The organism is Variovorax sp. GW822-FHT04A09 (assembly GCF_058801005.1).
On the sequence record NZ_JBXAMV010000003.1, the window covers coordinates 708,487 to 727,006 of the forward strand.

The following is an 18,520-nucleotide window of genomic DNA, read 5'->3' on the forward strand; positions in this document are numbered from 1 at the left end:
CCACCATGACCGTGAAACGCCCCGCCCCCGGCGACCTCGACCCGATCGAAACCGCCAGCCGCGACGAGATCGCCGCCCTGCAGCTCACGCGCCTGCGCGCCACGCTGCGCAACGCCTACGACAACGTGCCGCACTACCGCCAGGCCTTCGATGCCAAGGGCGTGCACCCCGACGACCTGAAGTCGCTGGCCGACCTGTCGAAATTCCCGTTCACGGTGAAGACCGACCTGCGCGACAACTACCCCTTCGGCATGTTCGCCGTGCCGCGCACGCAGGTGGCGCGCATCCACGCGTCGTCGGGCACCACCGGCAAGCCGACCGTGGTGGGCTACACCAAGAACGACATCGACACCTGGGCCGACCTGGTCGCGCGCTCGATCCGCGCGGCGGGCGGACGGCCCGGCGACATGATCCACGTCGCCTACGGCTACGGCCTCTTCACGGGCGGCCTGGGCGCGCACTACGGCGCCGAGCGCGCGGGCTGCACCGTCATCCCGATGTCGGGCGGCCAGACCGAGAAGCAGGTGCAGCTCATCCAGGACTTCAAGCCCGACATCATCATGGTCACGCCCAGCTACATGCAGGTGATCATCGAGCAGTTCGAGCGCCAGGGCCTCGATGCCAAAGACAGCTCGCTCAAGGTCGGCATCTTGGGCGCCGAGCCGTGGACCGAAGCCATGCGCCGCGACATCGAGACGCGCGCCGGCATCGACGCCGTCGACATCTACGGCCTCTCCGAAGTGATGGGCCCGGGCGTGGCCAGCGAATGCGTCGAGAGCAAGGACGGCCCGGTGATCTGGGAAGACCACTTCTACCCCGAGATCATCGACCCCGAAACCGGCGAGCTGAAGGCCGACGGCGAAGAAGGCGAACTGGTCTTCACCTCGCTGAGCAAGGAAGCCATGCCCATCGTGCGCTACCGCACGCGCGACCTCACGCGCCTGCTGCCGCCCACCTCGCGCGCGTTCCGCCGCATGGGCAAGATCGTCGGGCGCAGCGACGACATGATGATCATCCGCGGCGTCAACGTCTTCCCCACGCAGGTGGAAGAGATCGTGCTCGCGCACAGCGCCCTCACCGGCCTGTACCAGGTGCGCGTGAGCCGCGAAGGCCTGCTCGACCAGGTCGAGGTGCACTGCGAACTCACGCCGCACGAAGCCGCCGCGGCCGACCGCAACGCCATCTCCGAGTGGGTGCAGCACCGCGTGAAGACGCTCATCGGCATCTCCACCCGCGTGGTCGTGCACGGCCCCGACGAAATGGAACGCACGCAGACCGGCAAGGCCCGGCGCGTCGTCGACACGCGCCCGCGCTGAGCGCCCGCGCCCCCACACACCGCACCGAAAGGACACGCACATGTACACCCAGGCCATGGACACGATGGGCAAGGACGCAGGCGACGGCAAGCAGAAGGCCGTGCGCTCCGCCGACGAGCTGCGTCTCGAGGAACGCTTCGACGCGCGCATCGACGCCGGCGACTTCATCGAGGCGAAAGACTGGATGCCCGAGCACTACCGCAAGACGCTGGTGCGCCAGATCAGCCAGCACGCGCATTCGGAAATCGTCGGCATGCTGCCCGAGGGCAACTGGATCAGCCGCGCGCCCACGCTCAAGCGCAAGGCCATCCTGCTGGCCAAGGTGCAGGACGAAGGCGGCCACGGCCTGTACCTGTACGCCGCCGCCGAAACGCTGGGCACCTCGCGCGACCAGATGTTCGACGCGTTGCACACGGGCAAGGCCAAGTACAGCTCGATCTTCAACTACCCCACGCTCAGCTGGGCCGACATGGGCACCATCGGCTGGCTGGTCGACGGCGCGGCCATCATGAACCAGGTGCCGATCTGCCGCTGCTCGTACGCGCCGTATGCGCGCGCGATGATCCGCATCTGCCGCGAAGAGAGCTTTCACCAGCGCCAGGGCTACGAGTCGCTGCTGACCATGATGACCCACGGCACCGACGCGCAAAAGGCCATGGTGCAGGACGCGGTCAACCGCTGGTGGTGGCCCTCGATCATGATGTTCGGCCCGCCCGACGACCAGTCGCCCAACTCGGCGCAGTCGATGCGCTGGGGCATCAAGCGCTTCAGCAACGACGAGCTGCGCCAGAAGTTCATCGACGCCACCGTCGAACAGGCCGCGATCCTCGGCGTGACCCTGCCCGACCCCGACCTCAAGTGGAACGAGGAACGCCAGGCGCACGACTTCGGCGTCATCGACTGGAGCGAGTTCTGGCGCGTGATCGCCGGCGACGGCCCCTGCAACCGCGAACGTCTGCAGGCCCGCGTGGACGCCTGGGACGACGGCGCCTGGGTGCGCGAAGCCGCGATGGCCCACGCCAACAAACAACCGATGAAGGAAGCAGCATGAGCACCGAAGTGAAGCAAGAGTGGCCCCTGTGGGAAGTGTTCGTGCGCAGCAAGGCCGGCCTGGACCACAAGCACTGCGGCAGCCTGCACGCGGCCGACCCGAAGATGGCGATCCAGATGGCGCGCGACGTCTACACGCGCCGCCAGGAAGGCAGCAGCATCTGGGTGGTGCGCTCCGACCAGATCGTGGCCAGCGACCCGGGCGACAAGGACATGTTCTTCGACCCGGCCGAAGACAAGGTGTACCGCCACCCCACCTTCTACGCGCTGCCCAAGTCCGTGGACCACATGTGAGCGAGCGGCACGCCATGCAAGCCTCGATCGAACTGAACCGCACGCCCGCCGTGCACTACCTGCTGCGCATCGGAGACACCTGCCTGGTGCTCGCGCAGCGCCTGGGCGAATGGTGCGGCCACGCACCGGTGCTCGAAGAAGACATCGCGATGGCCAACATCGCGCTCGACCTGGTCGGCCAGGCCCGCGCGGTGCTCACGCACGCCGGCCAGCTCGAAGGCGCCGGCCGCGCGCACGACGAAGACCAGCTCGCCTACCTGCGCGACGAGCGCGACTACTTCAACCTCACGCTGGTCGAGCTGCCGCGCGGCGACTTCGCCTTTGCCGTGCTGCGCAACACCATGGTCGCGACGCTGCTCAAGCTGCTGTGGCAACGCCTGGCCGCATCGAGCGACGCCGAGGTGGCCGCCATCGCCGGCAAGGCGCTGAAGGAAGCGCGCTACCACCAGCAGCATTCGGCCGACTGGGTCGTGCGCCTGGGCGACGGCACCGACGAATCGCGCCGCCGTACCGAGAAGGCGCTCAAGCAGCTGTGGCTCTACGTGCCCGAGCTGTTCGACAGCGACGACGTCGATGCGCAGGCCAGCGCCAGCGGCCTCGGCCCGGCCTGGAGCGAACTGCGCGAACCGTGGCTGGCCGAGATGCAGCAGGTGCTCGACGCCGCCGGCCTCGCCATGCCGAAGGAAGCCGCGTTCCGCAGCACCGGCAAGCACGGCGTGCACAGCGAGCACATGGGCTACATCCTGGCCGAGATGCAGCACCTGCAGCGCAGCTTCCCCGGAGGCGTGTGGTGATGAACGCCGTGGCGTCGCGCATTGATGCGGCGTGGGCCGTGCTCCATTCGGTGCTCGACCCCGAAGTGCCGGCCGTGTCGGTCTGCGACCTGGGCATCGTGCGCGAGGTGATCGAACACGACGACGGCCTGGAGATCGTGCTCACGCCGACCTACTCCGGCTGCCCCGCGACCGAAGCCATCGAGCACGACGTGCTGGCCGCCATCGAGAACGCAGGCCTGGGCCGCGCGCGCGCCACGTTGCGCCGCGCACCCGCCTGGACCAGCGACTGGATCAGCGACGCAGGCCGCGACAAGCTCAAGGCCTACGGCATCGCGCCGCCCGCGCACCTCACGCCCGAGCAGGCCTCCAACACCGCCGTGCCGATCAGGCTCTTCGGCCGCATGGCCGGCGAGCGCATCGCCTGCCCGCGCTGCGCCAGCGAGCGCACCGAGCGGCTGTCGGCCTTCGGCTCCACGGCGTGCAAGGCCCTGTACCGCTGCATGGCCTGCCGCGAACCTTTCGAACATTTCAAGCCTATCTGAGGCACGCCCACGATGAGCACCCTCTTCCACCCCCTGCGCGTGAAGGCCATCGAGCCCGACACGCACGAGGCCGTCATCGTCTCGTTCGAGGTGCCGCCGGCGCTGCGCGAAGTCTTCGGCTTCACGCAGGGCCAGTACCTCACGCTGCGCCATGACATCGACGGCCAGGACCTGCGCCGTTCCTATTCGATCTGCGCCGGCCTCGACGACGGCGAGCTGCGCGTCGGCGTGCGCAAGGTGCGCGGCGGCGTGTTCTCCAACTGGATCAACGCCCACCTGCAACCCGGCGACAGCCTGCAGGTGATGGCGCCGCAAGGCCGCTTCTTCGTGCCCATCGAGCCCGAGGCCGCGCGCCACCACGTCGGCATCGCCGGCGGCAGCGGCATCACGCCGATCCTGTCGATCATGAAGACCGTGCTGGCGCGCGAGCCCAAGAGCCGCTTCACGCTGATCTACGGCAACCGCCAGCTGCAGTCCACGATGTTCAAGGAAGAGATCGAGGACCTGAAGAACCGCTACATGACGCGCCTCGTGCTGCAGCACGTGTTCTCCGACGAGCACACCGATTCGCCGCTGGGCTTCGGCGTGATGAACCGCGAGAAGATCGGCGAGTTCCTGGCCTCGGTGGTGCCCGCCGCGCAGATCGACCACGTGTACGTGTGCGGCCCGTTCCAGATGAACGACGAGGCCGAGGCCGCGCTGCTCGCCGCGGGCGTGCCCGAGGACCGCATCCACATCGAGCGCTTCGGCGTCGCGCTGCCCTCGGCCAGCCAGGTCGGCGCGGTGGTGCACGAGGCGCAGCCGGGCGACGCCAAGCAGGCGCGCGTGACCATCGTGCGCGACGGCCTGCAGCGCGAGATCACCTACACCGAGGGCCAGCCCAGCATCCTCGATGCGGCGTCGGCGGCCGGGCTCGAGGTGCCGTTCTCGTGCACCTCGGGCGTGTGCGGCACCTGCCGCGCGAAGTGTGTGGACGGGGAAGTCCGCATGGAAAGAAACTTCGCGCTCGACAAGAATGAGGTGGCCGCGGGATTCGTGCTGACCTGCCAGGCCCACCCCCTGACCGAACGCGTCACGCTGTCCTTCGACGAGCGTTGAACGCACGGCTTTTTCCTCGGCCTTTCCCCTTTCAACCCGGAGACAAACCAACCATGAAATTCTTCAAGCCCCTGCTGATCGCCGCCCTGTGCGCCACGGCCCTCTCGGCCTGGGCCGACGTCAACGTCGGCGTGACCATCTCGGCCACCGGGCCGGCGGCGTCGCTCGGCATCCCCGAGAAGAACACCATCGCGCTGATGCCCAAGACGATCGGCGGGCAGAAGATCAACTACATCGTGCTGGACGATGCCTCCGACACCACGGCCGCCGTGAACAACACGCGCAAGCTGATCGCCGAGAACAAGGTCGACGTGATCCTGGGCTCGACCACCACGCCGGCCTCGCTCGCGATGATCGACGTGGCCAGCGAGGCGCAGACGCCGATGATCTCGGTGGCCGCCTCGGCCCGCATCATCGAGCCGATGGACGCCAAGAAGAAGTGGGTCTTCAAGACGCCGCAGAACGACATCATGATGTCGCTGGCCATCGCCGAGCACATGGCCGCCAACGGCGTGAAGACCGTCGGCTTCATCGGTTTCTCCGACGCGTACGGCGAAGGCTGGTCGCAGGAATTCGCCAAAGCCGCCGACCTGAAGAAGATCAAGATCGTGGCCAACGAGCGCTATGCGCGCTCCGACACCTCGGTCACCGGCCAGGCGCTGAAGCTCATGTCGGCCAAGCCCGACGCGGTGCTGGTCGCCGGCTCCGGCACGCCGGCCGCGCTGCCGCAGAAGACGCTCAAGGAGCGCGGCTACACCGGCAAGATGTACCAGACGCACGGCGTGGCCAACGCCGACTTCCTGCGCGTGGGCGGCAAGGACGTGGACGGCACCTTCCTGCCGGCCGGCCCGGTGCTCGTGGCCGACCAGCTGCCCGCCAGCAACCCGGTGAAGAAGTCTGCGCTCGCCTACGTCGCCGCCTATGAAGCCGCCTACGGCAAGGGCACGGTCTCGACCTTCGGCGCGCACGCCTGGGACGCGGGCCTGCTGATGAGCTCGGCCGTGCCGGTCGCGCTGAAGAAGGCCCAGCCGGGCACGCCCGAGTTCCGTGCCGCTCTGCGCGACGCGCTTGAGCAGACCAAGGACGTGTCGGGCGCGCACGGCGTGTTCAACATGACCGCGGCCGACCACCTGGGCCTGGACCAGCGCGCCCGCGTGATGGTCAAGATCGAAAACGGCGCCTGGAAATTCCAGCCCTGAGCCATCCCCCTTCCAGGGGCAACACCTGAGGGCCGGCGAAGCCGGTTCCTCGGTGTTTCTGGAACAGGCCACGCTGGTGTGCGTGGCAACGACCGCAACGACGGTCGCTCTTGATCTGATCTGACGCACGGGCCCCGCCCGAAGGTTTTCATATGGACTTGCAGATTGCCCTGTTGCTGGGGCAGGACGGCATCGTGAACGGCGCGGTCTACGGACTGATGGCGCTCGCGCTGGTGCTGGTGTTTTCGGTCACGCGCGTGATCTTCATTCCGCAGGGCGAGTTCGTCGCCTTCGGCGCGCTCTCGATGGCGGCGCTGCAGGGCGGGCGCACGCCGGCCACGCTGTGGCTGCTGGTGGCGCTGGGCGTCATGGCACTGGCCGTGGAGGTGTGGCGCTGGAAGCGCGGCGCGACCATCGACTGGCGCTCGGCCTTCACCTGGTGCGTGGCCTTCCCGGCGATCGCCGCGGTGCTGGTGCTGGGCCTCAAGCCCACGTCGATGACCATGCAGGCGGTGACCACGCTGGTGCTGATCGCGCCGCTGGGCCCGCTGCTGTACCGCCTGGCCTACCGCCCGCTGGCCGACGCCACGGTGCTGATGCTGCTGATCGTCTCGGTCGCGCTGCACGGCGTGCTGGTCGGCCTGGGCCTGTTCTTCTTCGGTGCCGAAGGCTCGCGCACCACGCCGTTCTCGGACGTGCGCTTCGACATCGGCGGCATCCCCGTGAGCGGCCAGTCGCTCGTGGTGGTGGGCGTCACGCTGCTGCTGGTGATTGCGATGTTCTGGTTCTTCGGCCGCTCCATGGTCGGCAAGGCGCTGCGCGCCACCGCCATCAACCGCGTGGGCGCGCGGCTCTCGGGCATTCCCACCGAGCTGTCGGGCGACCTGAGCTTTGCGCTCGCCGCGCTCATCGGCGCGGTGTCGGGCCTGCTGATCGCACCGATCACCACGGTCTACTACGACACCGGTTTTCTCATCGGCCTGAAGGGCTTCGTGGCCGCCATCGTCGGCGGGCTCGCGAGCTACCCGCTGGCGCTCGCGGGCGCGCTGCTGGTCGGCCTGCTGGAGGCTTTCTCTTCGTTCTGGGCCAGCGCCTACAAGGAAGTGCTGGTGTTCACTTTGATCATTCCGGTGCTGTGGTGGCGTTCGCTGCGCAGCCACCACGTGGAGGACGAGGAATGAGCGCGCCGTCGACTTCATCTTCGCCCGCCACCGCCGCGCACGCGGGCCGTCCGCTGGTCACGCCGCGCACGCTCACGCTGGTGTGCATCGTGGCGCTCGCGCTGGCCTGGGGCTGGCTGCCCGACTTCACGGTCGCGGTGCTCAGCAACATCGGCCTGTATGCGCTGGTGGCCGCCGGACTGGTCATGCTGACCGGCGTGGGCGGCATGACCTCCTTCGGCCAGGCCGCGTTCGTCGGCATGGGCGCCTACGCCACCGCGTGGATCTGCACCTCGCCCACGGCCGCGGGCTGGCTCGGCGGCCTCGCCGGTTCGGCGCTGGTGCCGTGGCTCGGCCTGCTGCTCGGGCTGGTGCTGACCTTCGCGCTGGCCTGGGCGCTCGGCGCGGTCACGCTCAAGCTGTCGGGCCACTACCTGCCGCTGTGCACCATCGCCTGGGGCCTGAGCCTGTACTTCCTGCTCGGCAACATGGAGTTCCTGGGCGGCCAGACCGGCATCACGGGCGTGCCGCCGCTGGTGGTGGCGGGCATCTCGCTGGCCTCGCCGCGCGCGCTCGGCGTGGTGATCTGGGCCGTGCTGCTGCTGGCGCTGTGGGCGCTGCACAACCTGCTCGACTCGCGCGAAGGCCGCGCCATCCGCGCGCTCAAGGGCGGCCGGCTCATGGCCGAATCGATGGGCGTCGATACGGCGCGCCACCGCATCAAGCTGTTCGTGCTGGCCGCGCTGCTGGCGGCCGTGTCGGGCTGGCTCTACGCGCACATGCAGCGCTTCGTGAACCCGACGCCCTTCAACCTGAACATCGGCATCGAGATGCTGTTCATGGCGGTGGTCGGCGGTGCGGGCCACCTGTGGGGCGCGGTGCTCGGCGCCACGCTGATCACGCTGCTGAAAGAGAAACTGCAGGACATCCTGCCCGCGCTGCTGGGCACCAGCGGCAACTTCGAGGTGGTGGTGTTCGGCCTGCTGATGCTGTTCGTGCTGCAGCGCTTTGCCGACGGCCTGTGGCCCACGCTGGCGCGGCTCGTGAGCCGCTGGGTGCGGCCGGTGGCCAAGGCGCCCGCCGCCAACGCAGCCGCACCGGCGGCGCAGCTCGCGCAGCGCGTGCTGCCGGCGGCAGGCACGATGCTCTTGCAGGCCGACGCGGTCAGCAAGCGCTTCGGCGGCCTCATCGCCAACAACGACATCTCGATGACGCTGAAGGCCGGCGAGATCCATGCGCTGATCGGCCCGAACGGCGCGGGCAAGAGCACCTTCTTCAACATGATCTCGGGCGTGGACGACCCCAGCTCGGGCCAAGTGCGGCTCGAAGGCGATGCCATGTCGGGCCGCCCCTCGCGCGCCTTCGCGGCGCGCGGCCTGGGCCGCACCTTCCAGCACGTGCGCCTGCTGGGCCAGCGCAGCGTGGTCGAGAACGTGGCGCTCGGCGCGCACCTGCGCGCGAAACGCGGCTGGCTCGCGGCAATGCTGCGGCTGGACCGCGCCGAAGAGGCTGCATTGATGGCCGAAGCCCGCAAGCAGATCGAGCGCTGCGGCCTCGGCGCGCACGCCGACACGCCGGCCGCGTCGCTGTCGCTGGGGCAGCAGCGCGTGGTCGAGATCGCCCGCGCGCTCGCCGGCCAGCCCTCGGTGCTGCTGCTGGACGAACCCGCCGCCGGCCTGCGTCACCTGGAAAAGCGCGCGCTCTCCGAGCTGCTGGGCCAGCTGCGTGCCGAAGGCCTGGGCATCCTCGTGGTGGAGCACGACATGGAGTTCGTGATGAACCTCGCCGACCGCATCACCGTGCTCGAGTTCGGCACCGTGATCGCCACCGGCACACCGGCCGAAGTGCAGGCCAACCCGCGCGTGCTCGAGGCCTACCTGGGCGGCGCCGACGACGAACTGCTGGAAGACGCCCGATGAGCCACCCGATCCTTCAACTGGAAGACTTTTGCGTCGCCTACCGCACCGTCGAGGCGGTGCACAGCGTGCGCCTGCACGTGAACGAAGGCGAGATCGTCACCGTAATCGGCCCCAACGGCGCCGGCAAGACCACGCTGCTGTGTGCGGCCATGGGCCTGCTCCAGTCGACCGGCAAGCTCTCGCTCGACGGCGAGCGCATCGCGCGCCCCGGCGTCGAGACCATGGTGGCGCGCGGCGTGGCGCTGGTGCCCGAGCGGCGCGAGCTGTTCGGCGAGATGTCGGTCGAAGACAACCTGCTGCTCGGCGGCTTCTACCAGTGGCGCAAGGGCCAGCGCGACCAGCGCGCGCGCATGGACGAGATCTTCGAGATCTTTCCGCGCCTGAAGGAACGCCGTCCGCAGATGGCCTCCACGCTCTCGGGCGGCGAGCGCCAGATGCTGGCCATCGGCCGCGCGCTCATGGCGCGCCCGCGCCTGCTGATGCTCGACGAACCCTCGCTGGGTCTGGCCCCGCTGGTGGTGCGCGAGGTGCTGCGCGTGGTGTCGCAGCTGCGCAAGCACGGCGTGTCGGTGCTGCTGGTGGAACAGAACGCCCGCGCCGCGCTGCAGGTGGCCGACCGTGCCTATGTGCTCGAAATGGGCGCGGTGGCGCTCGAAGGCAACGCCGGCGATCTGCTGCACGACCAGCGAATCATCGATACCTACCTGGGCATCGGCAACAAGAAATGACCCCCGCGCAGCGCGCGCACCGCGCCGCTGCGCCTTCCCTCTTCAAAGGACACGCGCCATGACCACCCTTCAAAGCTACATCGCCGGCCGCTGGATCGGCCAGCAGGCCGCGCAATCGCTGCGCAGCGCCGTCAACGGCCAGGCCGTTGCGAGCACGCACGCCGAGGCCATCGACTTCGCCGAGGCGCTGGCGCACGCGCGCCGCGTCGGCATCCCCGCGCTCATGAAGCTCGACTTCCAGCAGCGCGCCGAACGCCTGAAGGCGCTGGCCAAGTACCTGGCCGCGAACAAGGAAGCGCTGTATGCCGTGTCGGCCCACACGGGCGCCACGCGCGCCGACGGCTGGATCGACATCGAAGGCGGCGCCGGCACGCTCAGCGCCTACGCCAGCATCGGCACCAACGAGCTGCCCTCGGGCAACCTCGTGCACGAAGGCCCGGCCTTCCCGCTGGGCAAGAAGGGCGGCTTCGCGGGCACGCACATCCTGGTGCCGCGCGGCGGCGTGGCGGTGCACATCAACGCCTTCAACTTCCCGGTGTGGGGCCTGCTCGAGAAGTTCGCGCCCAGCTTCCTGGCGGGCATGCCCTGCATCGGCAAGCCGGCCACGGCCACCAGCTACCTCACCGAAGCGCTGATGAAGCTCATCGTGCAGTCGGGCATCCTGCCCGAAGGCAGCCTGCAACTCGTGATCGGCAGTACGGGCGACCTGCTCGACCGCCTCGAAGGGCCCGACGTGGTCACCTTCACCGGCTCGGCCGACACCGCCGCGAAGCTGCGCGTGAACGCGAACCTGGTGCGCCAGTCGATCCCGTTCAACGCCGAGGCCGACTCGCTCAACTGCGCGATCCTCGCGCCCGACGTGACGCCCGACGACGAGGAGTTCGATCTCTTCGTGAAGGAAGTGGCGCGCGAGATGACCATCAAGGCCGGCCAGAAGTGCACGGCCATCCGCCGCGCGATCGTGCCGCGCCAGCACCTCGATGCCGTGGCCGAGAAGCTGCGCGCACGACTGGCCAAGACCGTCATCGGCGATCCGTCGCGCGAAGACGTGCGCATGGGCGCCCTCGCCTCGCGCGACCAGCAGGCCGACGTGGCCGAGCGCGTCGCCACGCTGCTGCAGGGCGCGGAGCTGGTGTACGGCGCGCGCGACGGCTTCTCGCCCGTGGGCGACGGCGTGAGCGAAGGCGCGTTCTTCGCGCCCACGCTGCTCTTGAGCCGCAAGCCGCTCGAACACGATGCGGCGCACGACGTCGAGGCCTTCGGCCCCGTCAGCACGCTCATGCCCTACGACGGCATCGACGAAGCACTGGCGCTGGCCGCGCGCGGCAAGGGCAGCCTCGTGGGCACGCTCGTCACGCGCGACCCGGCCATCGCGGTCAAGGCCATTCCGGTCGCCGCCGCCTGGCACGGCCGCCTGCTGGTGCTCGACCGCGAGGCCGCCGCCGAATCGACCGGCCACGGCTCGCCGCTGCCGGTGCTCAAGCACGGCGGCCCGGGCCGCGCGGGCGGTGGCGAAGAACTCGGCGGCCTGCGCGCCGTGAAGCACTACCTGCAACGCGCCGCGCTGCAGGGCTCGCCCACCATGCTCGCGGCCGTGACCGGCGAGCACGTGCGCGGCGCCGCGCTGCGCGAGAGCGAGGTGCATCCCTTCCGCCGCTACTTCGAAGAACTGCGCATCGGCGACTCGCTGCTCACGCACCGCCGCACGGTGGGCGAAGCCGACATCGTCGCCTTCGGCGGCATCTCGGGCGACTACTTCTACATGCACTTCGACGAAGAGGCGGCCAAGGCCTCGCCCTTCGGCAAGCGCATCGCGCACGGCTACTTCGTGCTGTCGGCGGCCGCGGGCTTGTTCGTGTCGCCCTCGCCCGGCCCGGTGCTGGCCAACTACGGCCTGGACACGCTGCGCTTCGTCAAGCCCGTGGGCATCGGCGACACCATCCAGGCGCGCCTGACCTGCAAGCGCAAGATCGACCGCAACAAGAAGGACGCGAGCGGCCAGGGCCAGGGCGTGGTGGCCTGGGACGTGGAGGTGACCAACCAGCTCGGCGAGCTGGTCGCGAGCTACGATATCCTGACGCTCGTCTCCAAGAAACCAGAAACCACCTGATGTTCGATCTCACAGGCAAAGTCGCGCTCGTCACCGGCGGCAACGGCGGCATCGGTCTCGGCATGGCACAGGGCCTGGCCAAGGCCGGCGCCCGCGTCGTCATTGCGGCGCGCAATGCACAGAAGTCGGCCGCCGCGGTCGAATCACTGAAGGCCCTGGGCAGCGACAGCTTCGCGCTCGCGCTCGACGTGACCGACGAAGCCTCGGTGCAGAAGGCCTTCGACGAGGTCGCCGCGCGCTGCGGCCGGCTCGACATCCTCGTGAACAACGCCGGCACCACGGTGCGCAAGCCCGTCGACCAGCTTGCGCTGGCCGAGTGGCACCAGGTGATGGACACCAACCTCACCAGCGCCTTCCTGTGCAGCCGCGCCGCGCACCCGCATCTCAAGAAGGCGGGCGGCGGCAAGATCATCAACATCGGTTCGATGATGTCGATCTTCGGCGCACCCTACGCCCCGGCCTATGCCGCAAGCAAGGCCGGCATCGTGCAGCTCACCAAGTCGACCGCGCTCTCGTGGGCGGCCGACCAGATCCAGGTCAACGCCATCCTTCCGGGCTGGTTCGAGACCGAGCTGACCGACGGTGCGCGCACTCAGATCCCGGGCCTGTACGAGCGCGTGAAGACGCGCGCCGCCGCCGGCCGCTGGGGCCAGCCTTCGGACATCGCGGGCACGGCCGTGTTCCTGGCCAGCGCCGCCTCCGACTACGTGACCGGCACCGCCATCCCGGTCGACGGCGGGTTTTCGATCTCCGGCTGAGTCTTGCGGGCCGTGTAAATTCGGCCGCCATGCTCCTCTGGTTCCAGCTCTTTCTTTTCGTCGCCGGCACGGCCGCGCTGCTGTACGTGTCGCGCGGGCCGCTGAGCCAGCCCGGCTCGCACGGCTTCTACCGCTTCTTCGCGTGGGAATGCATGCTGGTGCTGATCGTGCTGAACCTGCCGGTGTGGCATGTCGATCCGCTCTCGTTCACGCAGCTGCTCTCGTGCGTGCTGCTGGCGCTGTCGATCTGGCTGCCGATCCACGCGGTGCGGCTGCTCAAGGCGCAGGGCAAGCCGAGCGAGGCGCGCAACGACGACCCGGCCCTGTACGGTTTTGAAAAGACCTCGGCGCTGGTGACCACCGGCGCCTTCCGCTACATCCGCCACCCGATGTACACGGCGCTGATGCTGCTGGCCTGGGGCGCGTTCCTCAAGCAGTTCACCTGGCTCACGCTGGCGCTGGTGCTCGCGGCCACGCTGTTCCTTTTCCTGACGGCGCTGCGCGACGAAAAGGAATGCCTCGCGCATTTCGGCGACGACTACCGCGCGTACATGCGCGGCACGCGACGCTTCATTCCTTTCGTGCTGTAGCGCCGGGCGCTTCGGACGCGCCCTCTTCGTTCCTCGCGCCCCACCAGGCCGCGAGCACCAGCCCGCCCTTGCGCACCAGCAGCACCGCCATGACCACGAGCACGGCCCGCGAGGCCACGTAGCCCGCGATACCGAGCAGTGTCGACGGCAGCGGCTTGGACGCCCAGAAGATGACCCAGACCGCCAGGCCGGCCATCGCCAGCCCGCCGGCGACCAGCATCACGCCACCCACCATCCACGTGAGGATCGCCAGCCGCGCGGCCAGGCCGGTCAGGCGGTCGGCGCCGGGCCAGTCGCGCCAGGTCCACAGCGCGGCCAGGCCCAGCGAACCCATCATGGCCGCCAGCAGGCCCATGAGGCTGTAGCCGACGACGGTGATGATCTGATTCAGGTCCGGCATGCAGGCTACGGTGTCAAACGCGGCAGCGCCTTCGCATCGACCGCCTCGCCATCGACGATGAAGTGCCCGCCCGCCACATGGTGCAGCGTGCGCAGCTCGCCGTGGCCCTCGAAATGCCAGCGGCCTTCGGAGAACACGCGCGCATCGGCCTGCGCCGCGATCACCTCGCCCAGGAACAGGTCGTAGCGCTGCTGGATCGGCGGCTCGGGCAGCAGCCGGCATTCGAGCCAGGCCGCGCAGCCTTCGAGCAGCGGCGTGCCGGTGGCCTCGCCCGCGAAGGTCGAGAGGCCGTAGGCGGCGAACTTGTCGCTGCCGTCGCGCTCGGCGATCTCGCGGCCCGAGCTGTTGCCCAGCGCCTCGGTCAGGTCGAGCTGCGCGCGCGTGGGCACCTGCAGCGCAAAGGTGCCCGCGCCTTCGAGCAGCACGCGCGTCCAGGTGCTCTTGTCGAGCACGACCGCCACCTTGGGCGGATCGAAGTCCAGCGGCATCGCCCACGCCGCGGCCATGATGTTGCGCCGGCCGTCGTGCGCGGCGCTCACGAGGACGGTGGGTCCGTGGTTCAGGAGACGGTAGGCCTTGTTCAGCGGAACCGGCCGGCGGTGAGAGGCGTTCATGCGCGTGGGGCCCGCGAAAGCGAGCCCGGAGGATGGCGGCCCGCCAGCCTACCAGCAGGCGCCGGGCGGCTCAAACGCGCGGTTGTTTGCCCGTCACGCCGCGTAGGCGTCGCACAGGGCGAGGTACTCGTCGCCCGAAATCTCCAGCGCCGTCGCGCGGCGCAGCACGCGGGCCTTCGGCTTGGGCAGGTCGGTCTTGATCTGGATCTGCTTGCCGATGGGAATGCCCATGTAGTCCTGGTTGACCCAGGTGTTCTCGACGATGTTGTGCCACGGCAGCAGCAGGCCGTTCTCGAAGGTCAGGCCCTGGCGGCCGATGACGAAGGCGGGCGTGGCGATGTTGGCCAGCGTACGGATGCACTTGACGGCCAGCCACGCGGCCAGCAGGCCGAAGCCCGCCGCGATGAGGATGCCGATGTTCTTATCCTGCGCGCGGATGCACAGCACGGCGAGCACGAGCGCCACCACCACCCAGAGCGTGGCACCGGCGATCAGCCGCGTGCGGGAGTAGAAGACGGGGCGGTCCTGGCGGGTTTTTTCCTGTTGGCTGGCGGAGCTGTAGATTTCCATTTTGTGAGTCGCTGTACTTTGGAGATTGAAGAAAGAAAAAGAAAAGGGGCTCAGGCCGACGGCAGGCGCTGCATGAGGCACACCATCAGCACCGGTTCGTTGTCGATCTTGGAGCGATCGATCTTGCGGGTCTTGCCGTTGGCGACGATGAGCAGGTGCTCGTCGACGTCCATCGCTTCGGCGTCCGATTGCGTGCGGATGGTGTCGATGCTCGACCACGCGATGAGCTGGCCCTTGTGCACCAGCCCTTCCGCATTGAGCGCCAGCGCGCCGAAGGGCACGGTGTCGCCCGCATGCAGGCGCCGCTCGACGTCGTGGCGCAGCACCTCGCCGACGGCCTCTTCCACTTCGACAACGAGCGCATACGGGTCGTCCCACAGGTCGAGCCGCAGGCGCAGCGTCTGGCCGTCGCGGGTGGTGAGCAGCAGGTGGTTGCGGTTGTGGCGATGGCGCAGCCGCGTCACGTCGGCAAAGGCGATGGTCTGCGTGCCCAGCTGCAGGCCGTGCGCGGTCAGCGTCAGCACCTGCGGGGTGCGCAGCCACGCGAAGAAGTCGCTGCCCTTCCAGCAGATCAGGTAGATCGCGGCCGGGATCGCCAGCACCAGCACGAAGAACGCGCCCTTGTAGCGCACGAAGTCCGGCGTGATGAGGTACGGAAGGATGTAGATCCTGGCCGGCACCAGCACCATGGCGCAGAAGACATAGATCGCGGCCAGGCCGGCCAGCACACAGTAGAACGCGTAGCGCGGAAAGATGCGGTCGTGACGAAGGGGCATGTGAAGCAAGTACCCAATGCGTCGACAACGGGCGTGGTGGCGTGGAGCTGAATTGCGCGCACGACCATACCAGCGGGAAGCGTCGCTCTCGAGGTTGCGCATGCGTTAAAGCATCTTTTTTTTGAGCCGAGAACGCCTGCCGCGAAACCAGTTAACCGAGAAGATTTAAGTTTGATGCCTGCTTCGACACAAGCGCTGCTTAAGCATTCATGGCAACTCTGCAAGCAGCGCGCGGTGTGCGACGCGCACCCGCACGATCAACGCGGCACCATCGCCTGCCGCCTGAACTCGCTCGGGCTGCCGCCCGTGTGCGCGCGGAACACGCGGCTGAAGTGCGAGAGGTTGCTGAAGCCCGCGCCCAGCGCGATGTCGGTGATGGAGCGCGCGGCGTTCGCGGGGTCGATCAGGTCGCGGATGCTGGCCGCCAGCCGCTGGTGCTGGATGTAGCCGGTGAGCGTGTCGTCGTCGCCCGCGAAGGCCTGGTGCAGCAGGCGCTTGCTGCAACGCAGGGCCAGCGCCATGCCGTCGATCGACAGCGCCGGGTCGCGCAGGTTCTGCGCCACGTGGCGGTGGATGCGGTCTTTCAGCGCCTCGCGCTGGGTCTGGGCGGTGCTGCGGCCCGCGAGCTCCATGAGCGACAGGCGCACCAGCTGGATCAGCAGCTCGCCCGCGCCGCGCGCGGCGGCCTCGCTCATGTGGGGCAGCTCCAGGTAGGTGTTGCGCATGGTCTCCAGCGCCACGCGCGAGATGCCGCTGTCGCCGCCGATGCGTCGCGCCACGAGGTCGCCCAGCGGCAGCGCGGGCGAGGCGATCTGGTCTTTCGGCAGCATCACGATGAGGTGGTCGCTGCGCTCGGGGTTGGCCACGGTGTAGTCGAGTGTGGTGTCGTACAGCGTCCAGCCGCCCGCGCGCACCGCCGCCGCACGCCCGCGCTGCGTGACCTCGGCCGAGCCCTGCCAGGGCGCGACGATCTTCAGGTAGGGCGCATCGCTCAGGCGCGCCATCTGCGGCGTGCGCAAGACGCGATGCCGGTTGGCCTCGAGCCGCGTGAGGATCACGTCGCCCGCGTGCGAGGACGCCAGGTGGCCGTCGAAATCGCTGTCGCCGTACAGGTCGGAGCCGAGGCCGCCGAAGTGACGCCACACCCACTCGCACCACAGCGGCCCGCGTTCCTTCGGCGGGATGGCGTCGGTGGACAGGAGCAGGGACGCGGTCATGGGGCGAAAGCAGTGAAGACGAAAGATTGCAGCACGGCAGCGGGATGCCGCGCATTGTGGAGTGCCCGCAAAGCCCTCGCCTTTGCGGGTTAACCACTAGGCGCCTGCACGCTGCGTCAAGTGCTTTGTGCGCGGCAGGCACAGCGGCAAAGGGCGTGCGTTTCTACGATCCCGGTCAGCGGGCGCATACCGACGCCCGGAAGGAGACCTCCATGCTTCACCCCACCCGCCGCCACTGGATCCAGGGCACGGCCACCGCGCTGGGCGCGGCCGCCGTCGCGCCGCAGCTGTTCGCGCAGAGCGCGCCCGTTCGCATCGGCTACGCCATCGCCCGCACCGGCCCCTGGGCCGCGGGCGCGCAGGTGAGCCAGGAACCCAACTACCTGCTGTGGGCCGAGCAGGTCAACGCCGCGGGCGGCCTGTCGGTGAAGGGCACGAAGCGGCCCATCGAGCTGATCGGTTACGACGACCGCAGCGAGACCGAGACCTGCGTGCGCACCTTCGAGAAGCTCATGGGCAGCGACAAGGTCGATCTCGTGCTGCCGCCCTGGGGATCGGGCGCCAACTTCGCGGTCGCGCCGCTGGCCAACCGCTTCGGCTACCCGCTGCTGGCGCCCACGGCCCTGTCGCGCAAGCTCATCGACATGCGCCTGCCCTTCTTCTTCTCGCTGCTGCAGCAGCCCGACAAGATGATGGGTGCGCTGGTCGACATGCTGGTGGCGCAGAACGTGAAGACCATCACCATCGTCTACATGGACGACCTGTTCGGGCTGGAGAACTTCGCGGCGCTGAACAACGCGCTGAAGAAGACGCAGATCCAGGTGCTCGACCGCAAGAGCTACCCGCTGGGCGTGAAAGACCTCGCGCCCGTGCTGCGCACCATGAAGGACCTGAACCCCGACGCCTTCATCGGCATCACCTACCCGCCGGACACCATCCTCGCAAGCCGGCAGGCGCGCGAGGTGGGCTTCAACCCGAAGTACTTCTACGCCTCGGTGGGCACCGCCTTCCAGCTCTACAAGAACGTGATGGCTGCCAACACCGAGGGCGTGATCGGCATGGGCTCGTGGAACGGCAAGACCAGCCCCGAGGCCAAGGCGTATTTCGACGCGCACACGAAGAAGTTCGGCAAGGAACCCGACCGCTGGGCCAGCGGCCACGCATGGGCCGGCCTGCAGATCCTGCAGCAGGCGGTGGAGAAGGTGGGCCTCGATCGCAAGGCGCTGCGCGAGCAGATCGCGAAGAACGAGTTCAAGACCATCCTCGGGCCGATCCGCTTCGAGGGCAGCGAGAACGCGTCGATCCCCGGCACCGTGTCGCAGTGGCAGGGCGGCGACTTCGAAGTGGTGTGGCCCAAAGACCGTGCCACCGCGCAACTGATGCCGAAGCCGGCCTGGAAATAA

Annotated in this window: 19 protein-coding genes; 14 read left to right on the plus strand and 5 right to left on the minus strand. The window is 68.8% G+C overall.

All coding sequences use genetic code 11. From position 1 onward, the window contains the following. Positions 1-5: 5 nt before the first annotated feature. The 13 genes from paaK (at position 6) to AC1RLW_RS19915 (ending at position 13,540) form a co-directional block, all read left to right on the plus strand. The gene (gene paaK, locus AC1RLW_RS19855; protein ID WP_493194629.1) at positions 6-1,316 is read left to right on the plus strand and encodes a phenylacetate--CoA ligase PaaK; all 1,311 of its coding nucleotides are present in this window, start codon (positions 6-8) and stop codon (positions 1,314-1,316) included. Between the two features lie 40 nt (positions 1,317-1,356). Further along, positions 1,357-2,367, plus strand: coding sequence for a 1,2-phenylacetyl-CoA epoxidase subunit PaaA (gene paaA / locus AC1RLW_RS19860; protein ID WP_369631630.1), 1,011 nt, complete (start codon positions 1,357-1,359; stop codon positions 2,365-2,367). Next, on the plus strand, positions 2,364-2,660 hold the full coding sequence (gene paaB / locus AC1RLW_RS19865) for a 1,2-phenylacetyl-CoA epoxidase subunit PaaB (protein ID WP_062478634.1): 297 nt from the start codon (positions 2,364-2,366) through the stop codon (positions 2,658-2,660). The genes paaA and paaB overlap by 4 nt, the downstream gene beginning before the upstream one ends. A 14-nt stretch (positions 2,661-2,674) precedes the next feature. Beyond that, positions 2,675-3,454 (plus strand): 1,2-phenylacetyl-CoA epoxidase subunit PaaC, encoded by a 780-nt coding sequence (paaC, locus tag AC1RLW_RS19870; RefSeq protein WP_095949436.1) that lies wholly within the window; start codon positions 2,675-2,677, stop codon positions 3,452-3,454. Next, a complete protein-coding gene (gene paaD, locus AC1RLW_RS19875; protein WP_493194630.1) occupies positions 3,454-3,978 on the plus strand; it encodes a 1,2-phenylacetyl-CoA epoxidase subunit PaaD in 525 nt (174 codons plus the stop codon). The genes paaC and paaD overlap by 1 nt, the downstream gene beginning before the upstream one ends. A gap of 12 nt (positions 3,979-3,990) precedes the next feature. After that, positions 3,991-5,076: a 1,2-phenylacetyl-CoA epoxidase subunit PaaE gene (gene paaE, locus AC1RLW_RS19880; RefSeq protein WP_062478643.1), complete on the plus strand. Its 1,086-nt coding sequence runs from the start codon at positions 3,991-3,993 to the stop codon at positions 5,074-5,076. A gap of 53 nt (positions 5,077-5,129) precedes the next feature. Further along, the gene (locus AC1RLW_RS19885; RefSeq protein ID WP_070063655.1) at positions 5,130-6,275 is read left to right on the plus strand and encodes an ABC transporter substrate-binding protein; all 1,146 of its coding nucleotides are present in this window, start codon (positions 5,130-5,132) and stop codon (positions 6,273-6,275) included. Positions 6,276-6,427: 152 nt separating this feature from the next. Continuing rightward, positions 6,428-7,456: a branched-chain amino acid ABC transporter permease gene (locus tag AC1RLW_RS19890; RefSeq protein ID WP_062478648.1), complete on the plus strand. Its 1,029-nt coding sequence runs from the start codon at positions 6,428-6,430 to the stop codon at positions 7,454-7,456. Further along, entirely contained in the window at positions 7,453-9,354 is a 1,902-nt protein-coding gene (locus tag AC1RLW_RS19895; RefSeq protein WP_493194632.1) for a branched-chain amino acid ABC transporter ATP-binding protein/permease, read from the plus strand. The genes AC1RLW_RS19890 and AC1RLW_RS19895 overlap by 4 nt, the downstream gene beginning before the upstream one ends. Next, positions 9,351-10,082, plus strand: a complete 732-nt coding sequence (locus AC1RLW_RS19900) for an ABC transporter ATP-binding protein (RefSeq protein WP_062478652.1) — start codon at positions 9,351-9,353, stop codon at positions 10,080-10,082. Before AC1RLW_RS19895 ends, AC1RLW_RS19900 begins: the two co-directional genes overlap by 4 nt. Positions 10,083-10,140: 58 nt before the next feature. Continuing rightward, positions 10,141-12,192, plus strand: a complete 2,052-nt coding sequence (gene paaZ, locus AC1RLW_RS19905) for a phenylacetic acid degradation bifunctional protein PaaZ (protein WP_493194634.1) — start codon at positions 10,141-10,143, stop codon at positions 12,190-12,192. Then, complete coding sequence (locus AC1RLW_RS19910; protein WP_493194635.1) at positions 12,192-12,950, plus strand: SDR family NAD(P)-dependent oxidoreductase; 759 nt, start codon at positions 12,192-12,194, stop codon at positions 12,948-12,950. Before paaZ ends, AC1RLW_RS19910 begins: the two co-directional genes overlap by 1 nt. Before the next feature lie 29 nt (positions 12,951-12,979). After that, positions 12,980-13,540, plus strand: a complete 561-nt coding sequence (locus tag AC1RLW_RS19915) for a methyltransferase family protein (RefSeq protein WP_492741248.1) — start codon at positions 12,980-12,982, stop codon at positions 13,538-13,540. Here the strand turns inward: AC1RLW_RS19915 and AC1RLW_RS19920 are convergent. The 5 genes from AC1RLW_RS19920 to AC1RLW_RS19940 form a co-directional block, all read right to left on the minus strand. Continuing rightward, entirely contained in the window at positions 13,521-13,940 is a 420-nt protein-coding gene (locus tag AC1RLW_RS19920) for a hypothetical protein (RefSeq protein ID WP_493194638.1), read from the minus strand. The two genes, AC1RLW_RS19915 and AC1RLW_RS19920, sit on opposite strands and share 20 nt — an antisense overlap. A 5-nt stretch (positions 13,941-13,945) precedes the next feature. After that, the gene (locus AC1RLW_RS19925) at positions 13,946-14,554 is read right to left on the minus strand and encodes a flavin reductase family protein (protein WP_493194640.1); all 609 of its coding nucleotides are present in this window, start codon (positions 14,552-14,554) and stop codon (positions 13,946-13,948) included. Between the two features lie 93 nt (positions 14,555-14,647). Continuing rightward, entirely contained in the window at positions 14,648-15,124 is a 477-nt protein-coding gene (locus AC1RLW_RS19930) for a hypothetical protein (RefSeq protein WP_493194641.1), read from the minus strand. Between the two features lie 50 nt (positions 15,125-15,174). Further along, positions 15,175-15,900, minus strand: a complete 726-nt coding sequence (locus tag AC1RLW_RS19935) for a hypothetical protein (RefSeq protein ID WP_493194642.1) — start codon at positions 15,898-15,900, stop codon at positions 15,175-15,177. A gap of 257 nt (positions 15,901-16,157) precedes the next feature. Continuing rightward, the gene (locus AC1RLW_RS19940) at positions 16,158-17,117 is read right to left on the minus strand and encodes an AraC-like ligand-binding domain-containing protein (protein ID WP_493194644.1); all 960 of its coding nucleotides are present in this window, start codon (positions 17,115-17,117) and stop codon (positions 16,158-16,160) included. Positions 17,118-17,329: 212 nt separating this feature from the next. Between AC1RLW_RS19940 and AC1RLW_RS19945 the strand changes: the two genes are divergently transcribed. Then, a complete protein-coding gene (locus AC1RLW_RS19945) occupies positions 17,330-18,520 on the plus strand; it encodes an amino acid ABC transporter substrate-binding protein (protein WP_095743865.1) in 1,191 nt (396 codons plus the stop codon).

Coding starts and splice junctions, on each gene's coding strand:
- AC1RLW_RS19910 (WP_493194635.1), top strand. CDS start 12,192: ATGTTCGATCTCACAGGCAAAGTCGCGCTCGTCACCGGCGGCAACGGC.
- paaC (WP_095949436.1), top strand. CDS start 2,675: ATGCAAGCCTCGATCGAACTGAACCGCACGCCCGCCGTGCACTACCTG.
- AC1RLW_RS19895 (WP_493194632.1), top strand. CDS start 7,453: ATGAGCGCGCCGTCGACTTCATCTTCGCCCGCCACCGCCGCGCACGCG.
- AC1RLW_RS19945 (WP_095743865.1), top strand. CDS start 17,330: ATGCTTCACCCCACCCGCCGCCACTGGATCCAGGGCACGGCCACCGCG.
- AC1RLW_RS19940 (WP_493194644.1), bottom strand. CDS start 17,117: ATGACCGCGTCCCTGCTCCTGTCCACCGACGCCATCCCGCCGAAGGAA.
- paaA (WP_369631630.1), top strand. CDS start 1,357: ATGTACACCCAGGCCATGGACACGATGGGCAAGGACGCAGGCGACGGC.
- AC1RLW_RS19935 (WP_493194642.1), bottom strand. CDS start 15,900: ATGCCCCTTCGTCACGACCGCATCTTTCCGCGCTACGCGTTCTACTGT.
- AC1RLW_RS19925 (WP_493194640.1), bottom strand. CDS start 14,554: ATGAACGCCTCTCACCGCCGGCCGGTTCCGCTGAACAAGGCCTACCGT.
- paaB (WP_062478634.1), top strand. CDS start 2,364: ATGAGCACCGAAGTGAAGCAAGAGTGGCCCCTGTGGGAAGTGTTCGTG.
- AC1RLW_RS19920 (WP_493194638.1), bottom strand. CDS start 13,940: ATGCCGGACCTGAATCAGATCATCACCGTCGTCGGCTACAGCCTCATG.
- paaZ (WP_493194634.1), top strand. CDS start 10,141: ATGACCACCCTTCAAAGCTACATCGCCGGCCGCTGGATCGGCCAGCAG.
- paaE (WP_062478643.1), top strand. CDS start 3,991: ATGAGCACCCTCTTCCACCCCCTGCGCGTGAAGGCCATCGAGCCCGAC.
- AC1RLW_RS19885 (WP_070063655.1), top strand. CDS start 5,130: ATGAAATTCTTCAAGCCCCTGCTGATCGCCGCCCTGTGCGCCACGGCC.
- AC1RLW_RS19915 (WP_492741248.1), top strand. CDS start 12,980: ATGCTCCTCTGGTTCCAGCTCTTTCTTTTCGTCGCCGGCACGGCCGCG.
- paaD (WP_493194630.1), top strand. CDS start 3,454: ATGAACGCCGTGGCGTCGCGCATTGATGCGGCGTGGGCCGTGCTCCAT.
- AC1RLW_RS19930 (WP_493194641.1), bottom strand. CDS start 15,124: ATGGAAATCTACAGCTCCGCCAGCCAACAGGAAAAAACCCGCCAGGAC.
- AC1RLW_RS19900 (WP_062478652.1), top strand. CDS start 9,351: ATGAGCCACCCGATCCTTCAACTGGAAGACTTTTGCGTCGCCTACCGC.
- paaK (WP_493194629.1), top strand. CDS start 6: ATGACCGTGAAACGCCCCGCCCCCGGCGACCTCGACCCGATCGAAACC.
- AC1RLW_RS19890 (WP_062478648.1), top strand. CDS start 6,428: ATGGACTTGCAGATTGCCCTGTTGCTGGGGCAGGACGGCATCGTGAAC.